Annotated in this window: 12 protein-coding genes and 2 pseudogenes; 12 read left to right on the top strand and 2 right to left on the bottom strand. The window is 65.1% G+C overall.

What is annotated here, in order from left to right; all coding sequences use genetic code 11:
• Positions 1 to 272 (bottom strand): helix-turn-helix domain-containing protein (locus Y703_RS0114960; protein ID WP_026553357.1); only part of this gene is annotated, 272 nt, incomplete at its 3' end.
• 51 nt (positions 273 to 323) lie between these two features.
• On the opposite strand from Y703_RS0114960, the pseudogene Y703_RS21735 reads away from it, so the two are divergent.
• The 12 genes and pseudogenes from Y703_RS21735 to Y703_RS0114910 form a co-directional block, all read left to right on the top strand.
• Positions 324 to 746 (top strand): annotated as a pseudogene (locus tag Y703_RS21735) (HNH endonuclease signature motif containing protein); the annotation flags it as partial.
• A 94-nt stretch (positions 747 to 840) separates the two neighbouring features.
• Complete coding sequence (gene gatC, locus Y703_RS0114955; protein WP_026553356.1) at positions 841 to 1,137, top strand: Asp-tRNA(Asn)/Glu-tRNA(Gln) amidotransferase subunit GatC; 297 nt, start codon at positions 841 to 843, stop codon at positions 1,135 to 1,137.
• Positions 1,138 to 1,140: 3 nt separating this feature from the next.
• Positions 1,141 to 2,709 carry an Asp-tRNA(Asn)/Glu-tRNA(Gln) amidotransferase subunit GatA gene (gene gatA, locus Y703_RS0114950; RefSeq protein WP_026553355.1) on the top strand — a complete coding sequence of 523 codons (1,569 nt, stop codon included), beginning with the start codon at positions 1,141 to 1,143 and terminating at the stop codon, positions 2,707 to 2,709.
• A 5-nt stretch (positions 2,710 to 2,714) separates the two neighbouring features.
• Positions 2,715 to 4,223: an Asp-tRNA(Asn)/Glu-tRNA(Gln) amidotransferase subunit GatB gene (gatB, locus tag Y703_RS0114945; RefSeq protein WP_026553354.1), complete on the top strand. Its 1,509-nt coding sequence runs from the start codon at positions 2,715 to 2,717 to the stop codon at positions 4,221 to 4,223.
• 100 nt (positions 4,224 to 4,323) lie between these two features.
• On the top strand, positions 4,324 to 5,286 hold the full coding sequence (locus tag Y703_RS20220) for an aminoglycoside phosphotransferase family protein (protein ID WP_051427637.1): 963 nt from the start codon (positions 4,324 to 4,326) through the stop codon (positions 5,284 to 5,286).
• 1 nt (position 5,287) lies between these two features.
• Entirely contained in the window at positions 5,288 to 6,037 is a 750-nt protein-coding gene (locus Y703_RS21050; protein WP_051427636.1) for a hypothetical protein, read from the top strand.
• 126 nt (positions 6,038 to 6,163) lie between these two features.
• Positions 6,164 to 7,207, top strand: a complete 1,044-nt coding sequence (gene tdh / locus Y703_RS0114930) for an L-threonine 3-dehydrogenase (protein WP_026553352.1) — start codon at positions 6,164 to 6,166, stop codon at positions 7,205 to 7,207.
• Positions 7,208 to 7,215: 8 nt separating this feature from the next.
• Positions 7,216 to 8,412: a glycine C-acetyltransferase gene (locus Y703_RS0114925; RefSeq protein ID WP_026553351.1), complete on the top strand. Its 1,197-nt coding sequence runs from the start codon at positions 7,216 to 7,218 to the stop codon at positions 8,410 to 8,412.
• Positions 8,413 to 8,477: 65 nt separating this feature from the next.
• On the top strand, positions 8,478 to 9,551 hold the full coding sequence (locus tag Y703_RS0114920) for an NAD(P)/FAD-dependent oxidoreductase (protein WP_026553350.1): 1,074 nt from the start codon (positions 8,478 to 8,480) through the stop codon (positions 9,549 to 9,551).
• A 142-nt stretch (positions 9,552 to 9,693) separates the two neighbouring features.
• Positions 9,694 to 9,868: pseudogene (locus Y703_RS23220) on the top strand (cation transporter); the annotation flags it as partial.
• A 151-nt stretch (positions 9,869 to 10,019) separates the two neighbouring features.
• The gene (locus tag Y703_RS0114915) at positions 10,020 to 10,502 is read left to right on the top strand and encodes a cation:proton antiporter regulatory subunit (RefSeq protein ID WP_026553349.1); all 483 of its coding nucleotides are present in this window, start codon (positions 10,020 to 10,022) and stop codon (positions 10,500 to 10,502) included.
• A gap of 7 nt (positions 10,503 to 10,509) precedes the next feature.
• Positions 10,510 to 11,700: a cation:proton antiporter gene (locus Y703_RS0114910; RefSeq protein WP_026553348.1), complete on the top strand. Its 1,191-nt coding sequence runs from the start codon at positions 10,510 to 10,512 to the stop codon at positions 11,698 to 11,700.
• A gap of 136 nt (positions 11,701 to 11,836) precedes the next feature.
• On the opposite strand, the gene Y703_RS0114905 is transcribed toward Y703_RS0114910, so the two are convergent.
• Positions 11,837 to 12,661, bottom strand: a complete 825-nt coding sequence (locus Y703_RS0114905) for a siderophore-interacting protein (RefSeq protein ID WP_026553347.1) — start codon at positions 12,659 to 12,661, stop codon at positions 11,837 to 11,839.
• Positions 12,662 to 12,749 lie beyond the last annotated feature (88 nt).

Here is a 12,749-nt window from a genome sequence, read left to right as displayed (position 1 = left end):
AGCTCGTCGATCTCCCGCTCCCGGCCCGGGCGCTGGACATCAGACAAGGCCTCGATGCCGCCCTCGGCATAACGATTGCGCCACTTCAAAACGGTTGGCGCCGAAAACCCTGTCATCTTCTCGATCTGGAAATTCGGCACCCCGTCGGCAGCCAACAAAACCGTCCGCGCCCGCAGAGCCACTGTCGCGGTCGATGCTTTCCCACGAGTCAGCGCCTCCAGGGCACCTTTGTCCCCGTCACGCAACTCCAATGCCCTCGCCAAATAAACCATGAATCAAGTCTGACAAACAATCAGCCCCAAAGGAATCAACGACACGCTACACTAGTGGCGGTGGACTCCAAGGCCAGGCTTTTCACCCCGGCCCAACGCCGGTTCATCATTGCCCGGGACGACACCTGTCGCACGCCCTACTGTGACGCACCGATTCGGCACATCGACCACATCATTCCTTGGCACCGGGGCGGGCCCACCTCCATCGCCAACGGGGCAGGACTCTGCGAAGCCTGTAACCACACCAAAGAACACCCTGGCTGGACAGCACAGCCACGCCCGGGACCCTATTCGCGGCCAGGAAGCAGACATACCCTACGGGTGTCCACTCCTACCGGGCACACCCACGACTCCACCTCACCACCGTTACCTGGAACGCTGCCTGGACCCCGGTCCGGAACTGAGCTTGACGAGGGGGAAGGCCCACGACGGCTGAGTGTGCGACGCAGTCGAATCGGTCATCGACGATCCTGAACGGGCCTGTTCTCCATGTGCTGCTCGAATCGGCCGGGGCGTGCACCGCACGTAGACTGGAACCAAACACCAATTCATTGACCATGGGAGATTTATGGCTGAGATCAACCGTGAGGAAGTTGCGCACCTGGCGCGGCTGGCCCACATAGATATGAATGCCGAGGAGCTGGACCGGATGGCCGGTGAGCTTGCGGTAATTGTCGATTCGATCAAGCGGGTAAGCGAGGTGGCTGGTGACGAAATCCCCGCCACCAGCCACCCCATCCCGCTGAGCAACGTCTACCGTGAGGATGTGGTCGGCGAGACCCTCACCAACGAGGAAGCCCTCTCCGGCGCCCCCGACAACGCCGACGGACGCTTCAAGGTCCCAGCAATCCTGGACGGGGAATAATCCATGACTGAACTCATCCGGCTCAGCGCTGCAGCGCTCGCGCAGAAACTTGGCTCCAAAGAAGTTTCGGCAGTCGAAGCCACCCAGGCCCACCTCGACCGGATCGCTGCTGTCGACGGCGGCGACGACGGCGTCCACGCCTTCCTGCACGTCAACACCGATGAGGCCCTCGCCGTCGCCGCGGGAGTCGACAAGGCGCGCGCCAATTCCGAGAAGCTCCACCCGCTCGCCGGCGTCCCGATCGCGGTCAAGGACCTGATCGTCACCAAGGGCCAGCCGACTACCGCCGGGTCGAAGATCCTTGAAGGCTGGCACAGCCCCTACGACGCCACGGTGATTCGTAGACTCCGCGCCGCGGGTATGCCCATCCTCGGCAAGACCAACCTGGACGAATTCGCCATGGGCTCCTCCACCGAGCATTCGGCATATGGTCCCACCCGCAACCCGTGGGACCTGGATCGCATTCCGGGTGGTTCGGGCGGCGGCTCGGCTGCCGCCGTCGCCGCCTTTGAAGCGCCGCTGGCCCTTGGCACCGACACCGGAGGCTCCATCCGCCAGCCCGGAGCTGTCACCGGCACCGTCGGTGTGAAGCCAACGTACGGGGGAGTCTCCCGGTACGGTGCCATTGCGATGGCCTCGTCGCTGGACCAGATTGGACCCGTCTCACGGACCGTTCTTGACTCGGCACTGTTGCACGAGGTGATCGGCGGCCACGACCCCAACGATTCCACCTCCCTCACCGACTCCCTCGGCGCGTTGGTCGAAGCCGCCCGGCTGGGCAACGTCGAGGGCATGCGCATCGGCGTCATCAAGGAACTTCAGGGCGAGGGTTACCAGGCCGGCGTGCTGACCCGTTTCGGTGAGTCGCTGGAGCTGCTGCGCGGCGCCGGTGCCCAAATCGTCGAAGTGTCCTGCCCCAACTTTGACTACGCGCTGGGCGCCTACTACCTGATCATGCCCTCCGAGGCATCCTCGAACCTGGCCAAGTACGACGGCGTCCGGTTCGGGCTGCGGGTGGTGCCAGAGGGCGCTCCCACCATCGAACGCGTCATGGGCGCCACGCGTGCCGCAGGGTTCGGCGACGAGGTCAAACGCCGCATCATCCTCGGCACCTATGCGCTGAGCGCCGGCTACTACGACGCCTACTATGGGTCGGCGCAGAAGGTTCGCACCCTCATTCAGCGGGACTTCGACGCAGCCTTCAAACAGGCAGATGTCCTGATTTCCCCGACGGCTCCGACGACGGCGTTCAAGCTGGGGGAGAAGCTCGACGATCCGCTGGCCATGTACCTGAACGACGTCGCCACCATTCCCGCCAACATGGCAGGCGTGCCGGGGCTGTCCTTGCCCGGTGGTCTTGCTGACGAAGACGGTCTGCCCGTTGGTATTCAATTGCTGGCTCCGGCCCGCGAGGATGCCCGGTTGTACCGGGTGGGTGCGGTGCTGGAATCGCTCCTTGAAGCCAGCTGGGGCGGCCCGCTGCTGGACCGCGCCCCGGCGCTGCGAGTTGCCGCGCCAAACCCCGAAGCTGCCGACCGCGTGGAGACTAGCACTGCAGGAGGAACCAACTGATGAGCATGGCAACCGAAGAAATTCTGACCTTCGAGGAAGCCCTCGAGAAGTACGATCCGGTGCTGGGCTTCGAGGTCCACGTGGAGCTGAACACCCGGACCAAGATGTTCTCATCAGCTCCCAACGCGTTCGGAGACACCCCTAACACCAACGTCACACCCGTAGACCTCGGTTTGCCCGGAGTGCTGCCGGTGGTGAACCGGGTGGCTGTCGAATCATCAATCAAGATTGGGCTGGCTCTGGGCTGCAAGATCGCCGAAAAGTGCTACTTCGCCCGGAAGAACTACTTCTACCCGGACACCCCGAAGAACTTCCAGACCTCCCAGTTCGAGGATCCGATCGCATACGACGGGTCGATCGACATTGAACTGGCAGACGGCACAGTGTTCAGAGTGGAAATCGAGCGCGCCCACATGGAGGAGGACGCCGGCAAGCTCACCCACATGGGTGGCTCCACCGGCCGGATCCAGGGTGCCGAATATTCCCTGGTCGACTACAACCGCTCAGGGGTTCCCCTGGTGGAAATCGTCACCAAGCCGATTGTCGGGGCAGGTGCCCGCGCACCTGAGCTCGCCAAGGCCTACGTGGCGGCGATCCGCGAAGTCGTGAAGAACCTCGGCGTGTCCGACGCCCGGATGGAGCGCGGTAACGTCCGCTGCGACGCGAACGTCTCCCTCAAGCCCAAGGGGCAGGAGAAGTTCGGCACCCGTACCGAGACCAAGAACGTCAACTCGTTGCGAGCCGTAGAGCACGCGGTCCGGTACGAAATCCAGCGCCATGCGGCGGTGCTCGACTCCGGAACAGCAATTGTCCAGGAAACACGCCACTGGCACGAGGACACCCGGTCGACGACCTCGGGCCGCCCCAAATCCGACGCCGACGATTACCGCTACTTCCCGGAACCCGATCTGGTACCCATCGTCACCACCGAGGAATGGATCGAGAGGCTCCGCTCCGAACTGCCCGAGCCACCGGCCGAACGCCGCAAACGCCTGCAGCAGGACTGGGGGTATTCTGACGCCGAGTTCCGCGACGTCGTCAACGCCGGCGTGATGTCCTCCATCGAGGACACCATTGCAGCCGGGGTGAAACCAGCTGTCGCCCGCAAGTGGTGGATGGGCGAGATCTCCCGGCGGGCAAAGGTGGCCGACGTCGAGCCGTCGGAGCTGGGCGTCACCCCAGAGCTGATTGTGGAGCTGAACTCGCTGATTGAATCCGGCAAGATCAACGACAAGCTCTCCCGCGAGGTGCTCGACGGCGTCCTCGCCGGCGAAGGAACACCCACCGAGGTGGTCGAGGCACGCGGGTTGGCAGTCGTGTCCGACGACGGCCCACTGCTGGAAGCCATCGACGCAGCACTGGCCGCCCAGCCGGACGTGGCTGACAAGATCCGCGGCGGCAAGGTGCAGGCGGTCGGTGCGATCGTTGGCGGTGTCATGAAGGCAACCCGCGGCCAGGCCGACGCCGGCCGGGTGCGGGAACTGATCCTGCAGCGCCTGGGCGTCGAGGGCTGACACCCCGCCCCCTACTAGGGTGAGCAATCTGGACAGGATGGAGCACCACTTCCCTACCAGATGTCCAGGTTGCTCACCGCTTCTCTCTGAAAGGACCCTCGTGGCGAACAGGCCGGCCGCCGAGGTGCGGATCACTCCTGACCTGGTCCGCGGCTTGCTGCAAGAACAGCACCCGGACCTCGCCGGGCTGCCGCTTGAGGCTGCCGCCGAGGGCTGGGACAACGTCATTTTCAGGCTGGGCAACTACCTTGCGGTGCGACTGCCGCGCCGTGAGGCTGCCGCGCAGTTGATAAGGAACGAGCAGGTCTGGCTCCCGCGGCTGTTGTCTGACGCCGGTCCGAAGGTCCAGTGGCACGAGTCACCCCTGCGTTTGGCGTCGGCGCCGGTCCGGGCGGGAGTGCCGGCGTCGTCGTACCCTTGGCACTGGAGCATTTCCCCGTGGGCGGATGGCGTAGTCGCAACCAGCACGTCAGTCGCAGGCCGTGCCCCCGCGGCCGAGGGCCTGGCGGACTTCGTGGTGGCCTTCCAACGGCCGGCACCGGAGGACGCTCCCTACAACCCGGTCCGCGGCGGCGCCCTGAGCGGTCGGGGCGGTGCCGTCCAGCAGCGTCTCGCCGCACTGGCCCTGCCCACAACTGAGCTCATGGCCCTCTGGGCGAAGCTCAGCGACCTACCGGCCTGGGATGGGCCCGCCCTCTGGCTGCATGGGGACCTTCACGCGGCAAATCTCCTACTCGGGTCCGGTGGCGAGCTCCGGGCAGTGCTGGACTTCGGCGACCTGACCAGCGGCGACCCTGCCACCGATTTGGCGGCGGCCTGGCTGATCTTCGAGACGCAGGGCCGCAGGGCGTTCCAGAACCGGATCAACGCCCAGCGCGCCACCTCCGACGCCACCTGGCAGCGGGCCCGGGGCTGGGCGCTGTGCATCGGCGCAGCGCTGGCGGCCAACTCCGACGATGACCCCACGTTCCGGTCAATGGGTCACCAGGTGCTGGACTCGGTGCTGGTTGATCAAGGAACCCGGGTTGACGGCGTGACTCTCGATCACAAGGGTGCGCGCTAATATGACGCAGTGGACCCACCTGTCCCGCGTCCAGTCCGAGGGCGACAACCACATCATGGAAGATGCCTGCGGGTATCGGGGCAACGCCGCCTGGATGATCGACGGCGCCACTTCCCTCCTCGAGGAGATCGATCTCCCGGGCGCCTCCAACCCTTCCTGGTACGCGCAGGTCCTGAACCTTGCCCTGGCCGAGAGCGCCGGATCCGCAGACCCGCGTGCTGTCCTCGCTGCGGCGTTGGCCACGGTTGACGAGTTAGGGCAACGGCTGGTCGGCGGGCGGTCGCACAGGTTCCCCAGCGCTGCGGTTTCCCTCGTGACCGCCGCCGACGACGGCGTCCAGGTGCTCAGCCTCGCCGATTGCCATGTCGTCGCGAGACTGCTCGACGGGAGCTCACTGCACGTCGGAGTTCCGATCAGCGAGCCCACCGGTACTAGGGCAGACCATGAGCAGGCTCGGCGGGACCGCAATACCGACCATGGCGTCTGGGTGGCCCGGCGGGAGCCCGAAGCGGCGGAACGGGCTCGGCTGGTGCGGTTGGGCCACGCGCATTCGGTGGCGCTGGCCTCGGACGGGGCGTGGCGGGCGATCGACCTCGGTCTCGTTGCGGGGCCTGAGGCGTTCCTCGATGCAGTCAGCACCCCTGAAGGTGCACAGGAGTTGCTGCTCACCCTGCGGATCACCCAGCGAGAAATCGGTGAATCGGCAGATGATGCGTCAGTGATGTGCGTGGCGCTTCAGGACGAGGCCTAGCCCCCAGGCGTGAGGCAACACTGCTGATACGCTGGCGATGGTGCTACAGCACTCCTCAGGATGAACTGCACGCGCAGGGGCGTACCACGCTGACCTACCGCGTGCGGGTGGAAGGAAACTCCAGCAGTGAAGGCGCTTTACAAGTCCGGGCCGCACCCCGGTTTCGAACTGGTCGACCGGCCCGAACCCACGCCAGGCCTCGGCGACGTCAAGATCCGCGTGATGACCACCGGGATCTGCGGCACTGACCTTCATATCGAGTCCTGGGACCAGTGGGCAGCCAGCACTATTAGCGCCCCCCTCATTCCCGGTCACGAGTTCTACGGCGAAGTGGTGGAACTCGGTGCAGGGGTCCGGGACGTGAAGGTGGGTGACCGGGTCTCCGGCGAGGGGCACATTGTCTGCGGCACCTGCCGCAACTGCCGTGCTGGCCGCCGTCAGATGTGCATCAGGACCGCCAGCGTCGGAGTGCAGCGCGACGGCGCTTTCGCCGAGTTTGTGGTGATCCCCGAACCCAACGTCTGGGTCCATCCGGCCGGCATCACCCCCAAGCTGGGCGCCGTCTTTGACCCGTTCGGCAACGCAGTGCACACAGCGCTCAGTTTCCCCCTCGTCGGCGAGGACGTGCTGATCACCGGTGCCGGCCCGATCGGACTGATGGCAGCCGCCGTCGCCCGCCACGCTGGGGCCCGCTACATCGCCGTTAGCGACGTCTCCCAGCCGCGCCTGGACCTGGCACTTACCGTCGGTGCTGACCTGGCGGTGAACGTCGGCACCACCCGGATTGCGGACGCCCAGCGGCAGCTGGGGATGCGGGAAGGGTTCGACGTCGGCATGGAGATGTCAGGTCATCCAACAGCCTTGCCGGAAATGATTGACAACATGAACCACGGCGGCAGGATTGCGATGCTCGGTCTGCCGTCGGCCGACATCACCATCGACTGGGCCAAAGTGGTCACCCACATGCTCACCCTCAAGGGCATCTACGGCCGCGAAATGTTCGAAACCTGGTACGCCATGAGCGCCATGCTGCAGTCCAACCCCGTTCTGCAGCAGGCGATCTCAAGCGTCGTGACCGATGCGCTGCCCGCAGCGCAGTGGGAAAAGGGTTTTCACACAGCACGCAACGGGGCCAGCGGTAAAGTGGTCCTCGACTGGACCGGATTCTAAGGGGCATCATGTACACGAGCATTCAGGATCAGCTGACCGAAGAACTGGAGGGAATCCGCAGCGCAGGCCTGTTCAAGAACGAACGGCGGATCTCCTCCCCGCAGTCCAACCATATCCAGGCGGCTACCCTCGACGGCGCCCCTCAACGGGTGTTGAACTTTTGCGCCAACAACTATCTTGGGCTGGCCGACCACCCCGACATCATCGCAGCAGCCAAGCAGGCGCTCGACGACCGTGGGTTCGGCATGGCCTCGGTCAGGTTCATCTGTGGCACCCAGGACCTCCATCTGGAGCTTGAAGCGCGAGTGTCCCAGTTCCTCGGCACCGAGGACACAATCCTGTTTTCATCCTGTTTCGACGCGAACGGTGGGGTGTTCGAATCCCTCCTCACCGCCGAAGACGCAGTGATTTCTGACGCCTTGAATCACGCGTCAATCATCGACGGCATCCGGCTGTCCAAGGCCCAGCGGTACCGGTACGCCAACCGTGACATGGCCGATCTGGAAGCGAAGCTCAAGGAAGCTGCGGGAGCCCGCCGCACCCTGATCGTCACCGACGGGGTGTTCTCGATGGACGGGTACCTCGCTCCCCTGGAAGCGATCTGCGATCTCGCCGAACAGTACGGAGCGATGGTCATGGTGGACGACTCGCACGCCGTCGGCTTCATGGGGGAGAGCGGTGCTGGCACACCAGAGCACGCCGGTGTATCCAGCCGGATCGACATCTACACCGGTACGTTCGGTAAGGCGCTCGGTGGGGCATCGGGCGGTTACGTCGCCGCGCACGCCGAAATTGTGGCTCTGCTGCGCCAGCGCGCCCGCCCTTACCTGTTCTCCAACTCCCTGGCGCCGTCGATCGTTGCCGCGACCCTCACAGCCCTGGATCTGGTGCAGGACAGCGCCGACCTGCGGGCGAAACTCGAGCAGAATTCGGGACTCTTTCGTCGCCGCATGACCGAGGAAGGCTTCGAGCTGCTTGATGGGGAGCACGCGATCATCCCTGTGATGTTCGGCGACGCGGCGGAGGCAGCCAGGGCCGCGGACGCCATGCTGGCGCGCGGCGTGTTTGTGACAGCCTTCAGCTTCCCTGTTGTGCCCCGCGGTGCCGCCAGGATCCGGGTTCAGCTTTCAGCAGCCCACAGCGCCGAGGACATTGAAGCCTGCGTGAGAGCCTTCATCGGTGCCCGCGACGACGCCGCTGCCTAGCCAGCACTCCAATCCTGGTGCGCGGGCCAGCTCAATCCTGATTGCTCACCGGGTAGGCTGCTGGCATGGCACTGAACGCTGACGTACTCATAGTGGGTGGCGGCATCGCCGGGTTGTCCCTCGCCTCGCGGTTGGCTGGACGCTGCACGGTGGTACTTGCCGAAGCCGAGCAGGATCTCGCCTACCACGCATCGTCCCGATCGGCCCGGCAACTCATCCCCAGTTACGGGCCACCCGAAGTACGGCAGTTGACAGTGCGGACCCTCGATCTGCTGCGCGCCGCCGAACGGGAACATGGCCTCCAGCTCCTCACCCAGCGCAGCTTCATGCTGATCGGATCGCAGCAGGACTTGGCTGAACGCTCCAGCGGCGCGATGACCGCAATCAGTCCGGCGGAGGCACTGTCCCTCTGCCGCTACCTCCGGCCCGAAACGTTCGCCGCCGCGGGCATCGACCACACCTCCGTCGCACTGAACACCGATGCACTGATTGCTTACCATCGGCGTGCAGCGCTCGACGCCGGCGTCACCATCCTTACCGGGGCCAAAGTTCACTCTGCTCAACAGCTGCGAAACGGATGGAACGTCGGGGCTGGGGCCCACGCTATTCACGCCGGAGTCGTGGTGAACGCTGCCGGGGCGTGGGCCGATGAACTTGCGGTGATCTCTGGAGTGGAAATTCAGGGTTTGCGGCCCTACCGACGGACTGCGGCAGTGGTGCAAATGACTGGGGAGCTGGCACCGGGAACACCGATGGTCGCCGCAGCCGACGACAGTTTCTACTTCCGCAGCGAAGGAGCCGGCCTGCTGATCTCGCCGTGTGAGTCAGTACCGAGCGCTCCCGAAGACGCCCAACCGCTCACCGCCGACCTGGACGCTTTGGTGCGACGGCTAAACGAGGCCACCACGCTGGGGATCACCGCCGTGGACCGGGCCTGGACCGGGCTGCGCACTTCCACCAAAGCCGGGCTTCCGGTGGTCGGCTTCGACCCGGAGGCAGCCGGCTTTTTCTGGCTGGCGGGTCAGGGCGGGTACGGTTTCCAGACCTCATCCGGGATTGCCGAGCTGGCGGCTGCACTGCTGCTGAACCAGGTGACGGGCACCCCATTGCTGGCCGAAGCGCTGCGTCCCACCCGTTAGGACGCCGGCAGATTAACCAGAGTGCAGTACACGTTTAGGGCCCGGAGCGGGTAACTTACCTTTGGGCACTTTCGTATGGATGGCGCCTCGGAGCCCACCACGATGAACGGAAACACACCATGGCTGCCAGTGGCGGTACTCGGATGGCGATACCCGGATCATCCACCTCAAGACACTCCACCTCGGACCAGAGGAACTGCTGGTAGCCGCGAAATTCTCAGTCGGGAGCCCAGATCGCCCAGGAGCTTAACGACGCCGAGGGCCGCATCCGCGCCGCCGTGCCGATCGCGAGGGTCATTTATCCTGAGCCAGACCTCAGGGGCCCCGGCGCTGACACCGTCGCAACGACGCGCCCCACCAAGACCACCGTGGAGCCCGGTAGGTGCCGTCGTCGGCTGTCAGCGAACCTGGCCGACGGCGCCGTCGCTCCGGACCGCCACTGCGCCGCTGCGGGTCTAGGATTGGGCCATGAAGGTCGATAAGACGCCGTTGCCTGGCATCGGCATGCGCAAAGACATTGTGACATCCTCAGGGCGCCGCATCGGGACTGTCACCCAGCGCGATGGCGAGACCGCGCTCATTATTTCCCGACAGGATGATCCGGATGCCTGCCTGGTGTCCATCCCCCTGACTGCCGATGAGGCAGCCACCCTGGGCAATCTCCTCGGCGCCCACCAACTGGTGGCACAGCTGACCGAGGAACACCGTGACCTGCCGGGAGTCAACACCCGCCAGTTCCTGGTGGCGGGTGGTTCACCCTTCGATGGCTACCGGCTGGGCGACACCCTGATGAGGACCCGCACCGGGACCTCGGTAGTGGCAGCGATGCGTGAAGGCAAGGTGGAACCGTCACCATCGCCGGATTTCATCCTGCTCGCAGGAGACCTCCTAATTGTCGTGGGAACGGCGGAGGGCCTGGACGCCGCCGCCGACATCCTTAGCGGCGGCTGAGACCGGCTTGGAGCCAGACAGCGCACTGACACTGATTGAACTCGGGGCCGTGTTCTTCTGCCTCGGTATCCTTGGGCGTCTTGCCGGCCGAATCGGCCTCTCGCCAATCCCGCTCTACCTTCTCGGGGGCCTTTTTTTTGGGCACGGCGGACTGATCGAGCTCGACGGACTTGACCAGTTCAGCGAGATTGCCAGCGAGATAGGTGTGATCCTACTGCTGCTCATGCTGGGGCTCGAATACACAGCGAAGGAGCTGGTCACTGGCCTGCGGCAATCCTGGCTCGCTGGCGTCCTGGACATTGTCCTGAACTTCACGCCGGGCGCCGTCGTCGCCCTTCTGCTGGGGTGGGGTCCCGTGGGGGCCATGGTGATGGGCGGAGTGACCTACATTTCGTCGTCGGGAATTGTGGCAAAGGTCCTGACTGACCTGGGGCGGCTGGGTAACCGGGAAACGCCAGTTGTCCTGTCCCTGCTGGTGTTCGAAGACCTGGCGATGGCCGTGTACCTGCCGATCCTGACCACGGTTCTGGCAGGGGCCAGCTTTGTCGGCGGGCTGCAGGCGGTGGGAATCTCGCTCGTCGTCGTCACAGTGGTGCTGATCATTGCCCTGCGGTTCGGCACTGTGGTTTCGGCGGTGGTGGACAGCAAGGACCGCGAGGTCTTCCTGCTGACTGTGCTCGGCGCTGCCCTGCTGGTGGCCGGCGTCGCCGCCGCGATGCAGGTGTCGGCGGCTGTCGGCGCGTTCCTGCTTGGCATAGCGATTTCCGGTGCGACAGCCACCACCGCCACCCGCATCCTCGAACCCCTGCGTGACCTTTTTGCGGCAATCTTCTTCGTCGTGTTTGGCCTAAACACTGATCCGGCAACCATTCCACCAGTGCTGGGTTTCGCCGTCCTCCTCGCCCTCATCACGGCTATCACCAAGATCGCGACAGGCTGGTGGGCCGCGCGACGGCACGGAGTTGGGCGGCTGGGCCGAGCGCGGGCCGGGGTTGCGTTGATTGCCCGCGGCGAGTTTTCAATAGTTATCGCTGGGCTGGCGGTGGCATCGGGGGCGGTGACCGGGGAGCTCGCCGCGCTGGCGACCGCCTATGTTCTGCTGACGGCAGTGTTCGGGCCGGTCGCAGCCCGCGTCGTCGAGCCGGTCATGGGCTGGCTGCAGCGCACACCCCGTCCCCAGCGACTTCCCGCCGGCTAATTGGCCAGCCGCTAGCCCGCCGGCGTGCAGGGTTTGCCCAGGTTCTCGGCCCACAACCGCGTGTCCTGCCGCGACACGCCGGTTAATGGCGACCACGGCCCCCACTACCTGGGCGGTTCGGTACATATCAACGGATCTAGTCGAGGATTTTCCCGACGGGCTCCTTCTTTTCGGCCTGAAAGCGGTCCTCGGTGCGACCCTGGGCCCAATAGCCGGAGAGTGACACCTGAGCGCGCTCCAGACCGCGCTCCGTGAAGAAGACGTCGCGGAGCCGCTTCATCGCCTCCCGTTCACCGTGGGCAAAGACCTGCACCCGGCCGTTGCGCCATTGAGCCTGCTGAACGGCGGTGGCGAGCAGGGTCCCCGCGGAGCCCCCGCGACGGTACAACCACACGAGTTCAACACCAGGCGGAGCGACCAGATCGTGGCGGTCCGATTCGGTTTCCACCTCCAGGACAGCCAGCCCAACGGCGTCGTCGTCGAGCGCTTCAAGAGCCGAAGCCACCGCAGGCAGTGCCGATTCGTCCGCGGCGAACAGGTGCCAGTCGGCGCTCTCGTCAGGTGTGTACCCGCCGCCGGGACCCGTCACCACCAGGGTGTCGCCCGGTTGCGCGGAGGCAGCCCACGGTCCGGCGAGGCCTTCGTCGCCATGCACGACGAAGTCAATGGCCAGACGCTGCGCGGGGTAGTCGACCCAGCGCAGGGTGTAGGTCCTGGTCACTGGGAGGTCGGCGGGGTCGAGGGTCTCGCGGAGCGCCTCATGGTTGTAGGGCGGCACCAGCCCCAGTTCTGGTTTAGCGAAGTGGATCTTCACGTACCGGTCAGTAAAGTTATTGCTGCCGAACGCATTGAAGCCGTCACCGCCAGCCACCACCCGCACCATGGCCGGGGTGATCCACTTGGTGCTCTGAACGGTCAAAATGGTCTGCGGCTTGGGCTTCCGGACGGGGGTAACACTCATGAGTTGTTCTCCTTTGGCTGGAATATCCAAGGCTAGCAACGTGCGCGGTGAGTCATCATCTCCCTTCACCGGAGTATCGCGTTAAGGC

Source organism: Arthrobacter sp. H20 (genome assembly GCF_000520515.1).
Classification (GTDB): Bacteria; Actinomycetota; Actinomycetes; order Actinomycetales; family Micrococcaceae; genus Arthrobacter_D.
The sequence above is the reverse complement of the archived record's forward strand: the minus strand, read 5'-3'. Positions and strand labels throughout refer to the sequence as shown.

Bases quoted from the DNA above. Each gene is read 5' to 3' on its own strand.
- Y703_RS0114920 (WP_026553350.1), top strand. From the start codon at position 8,478: ATGGCACTGAACGCTGACGTACTCATAGTGGGTGGCGGCATCGCCGGG.
- gatB (WP_026553354.1), top strand. From the start codon at position 2,715: ATGGCAACCGAAGAAATTCTGACCTTCGAGGAAGCCCTCGAGAAGTAC.
- Y703_RS21050 (WP_051427636.1), top strand. From the start codon at position 5,288: ATGACGCAGTGGACCCACCTGTCCCGCGTCCAGTCCGAGGGCGACAAC.
- Y703_RS0114925 (WP_026553351.1), top strand. From the start codon at position 7,216: ATGTACACGAGCATTCAGGATCAGCTGACCGAAGAACTGGAGGGAATC.
- Y703_RS0114915 (WP_026553349.1), top strand. From the start codon at position 10,020: ATGAAGGTCGATAAGACGCCGTTGCCTGGCATCGGCATGCGCAAAGAC.
- Y703_RS0114905 (WP_026553347.1), bottom strand. From the start codon at position 12,661: ATGAGTGTTACCCCCGTCCGGAAGCCCAAGCCGCAGACCATTTTGACC.
- gatA (WP_026553355.1), top strand. From the start codon at position 1,141: ATGACTGAACTCATCCGGCTCAGCGCTGCAGCGCTCGCGCAGAAACTT.
- gatC (WP_026553356.1), top strand. From the start codon at position 841: ATGGCTGAGATCAACCGTGAGGAAGTTGCGCACCTGGCGCGGCTGGCC.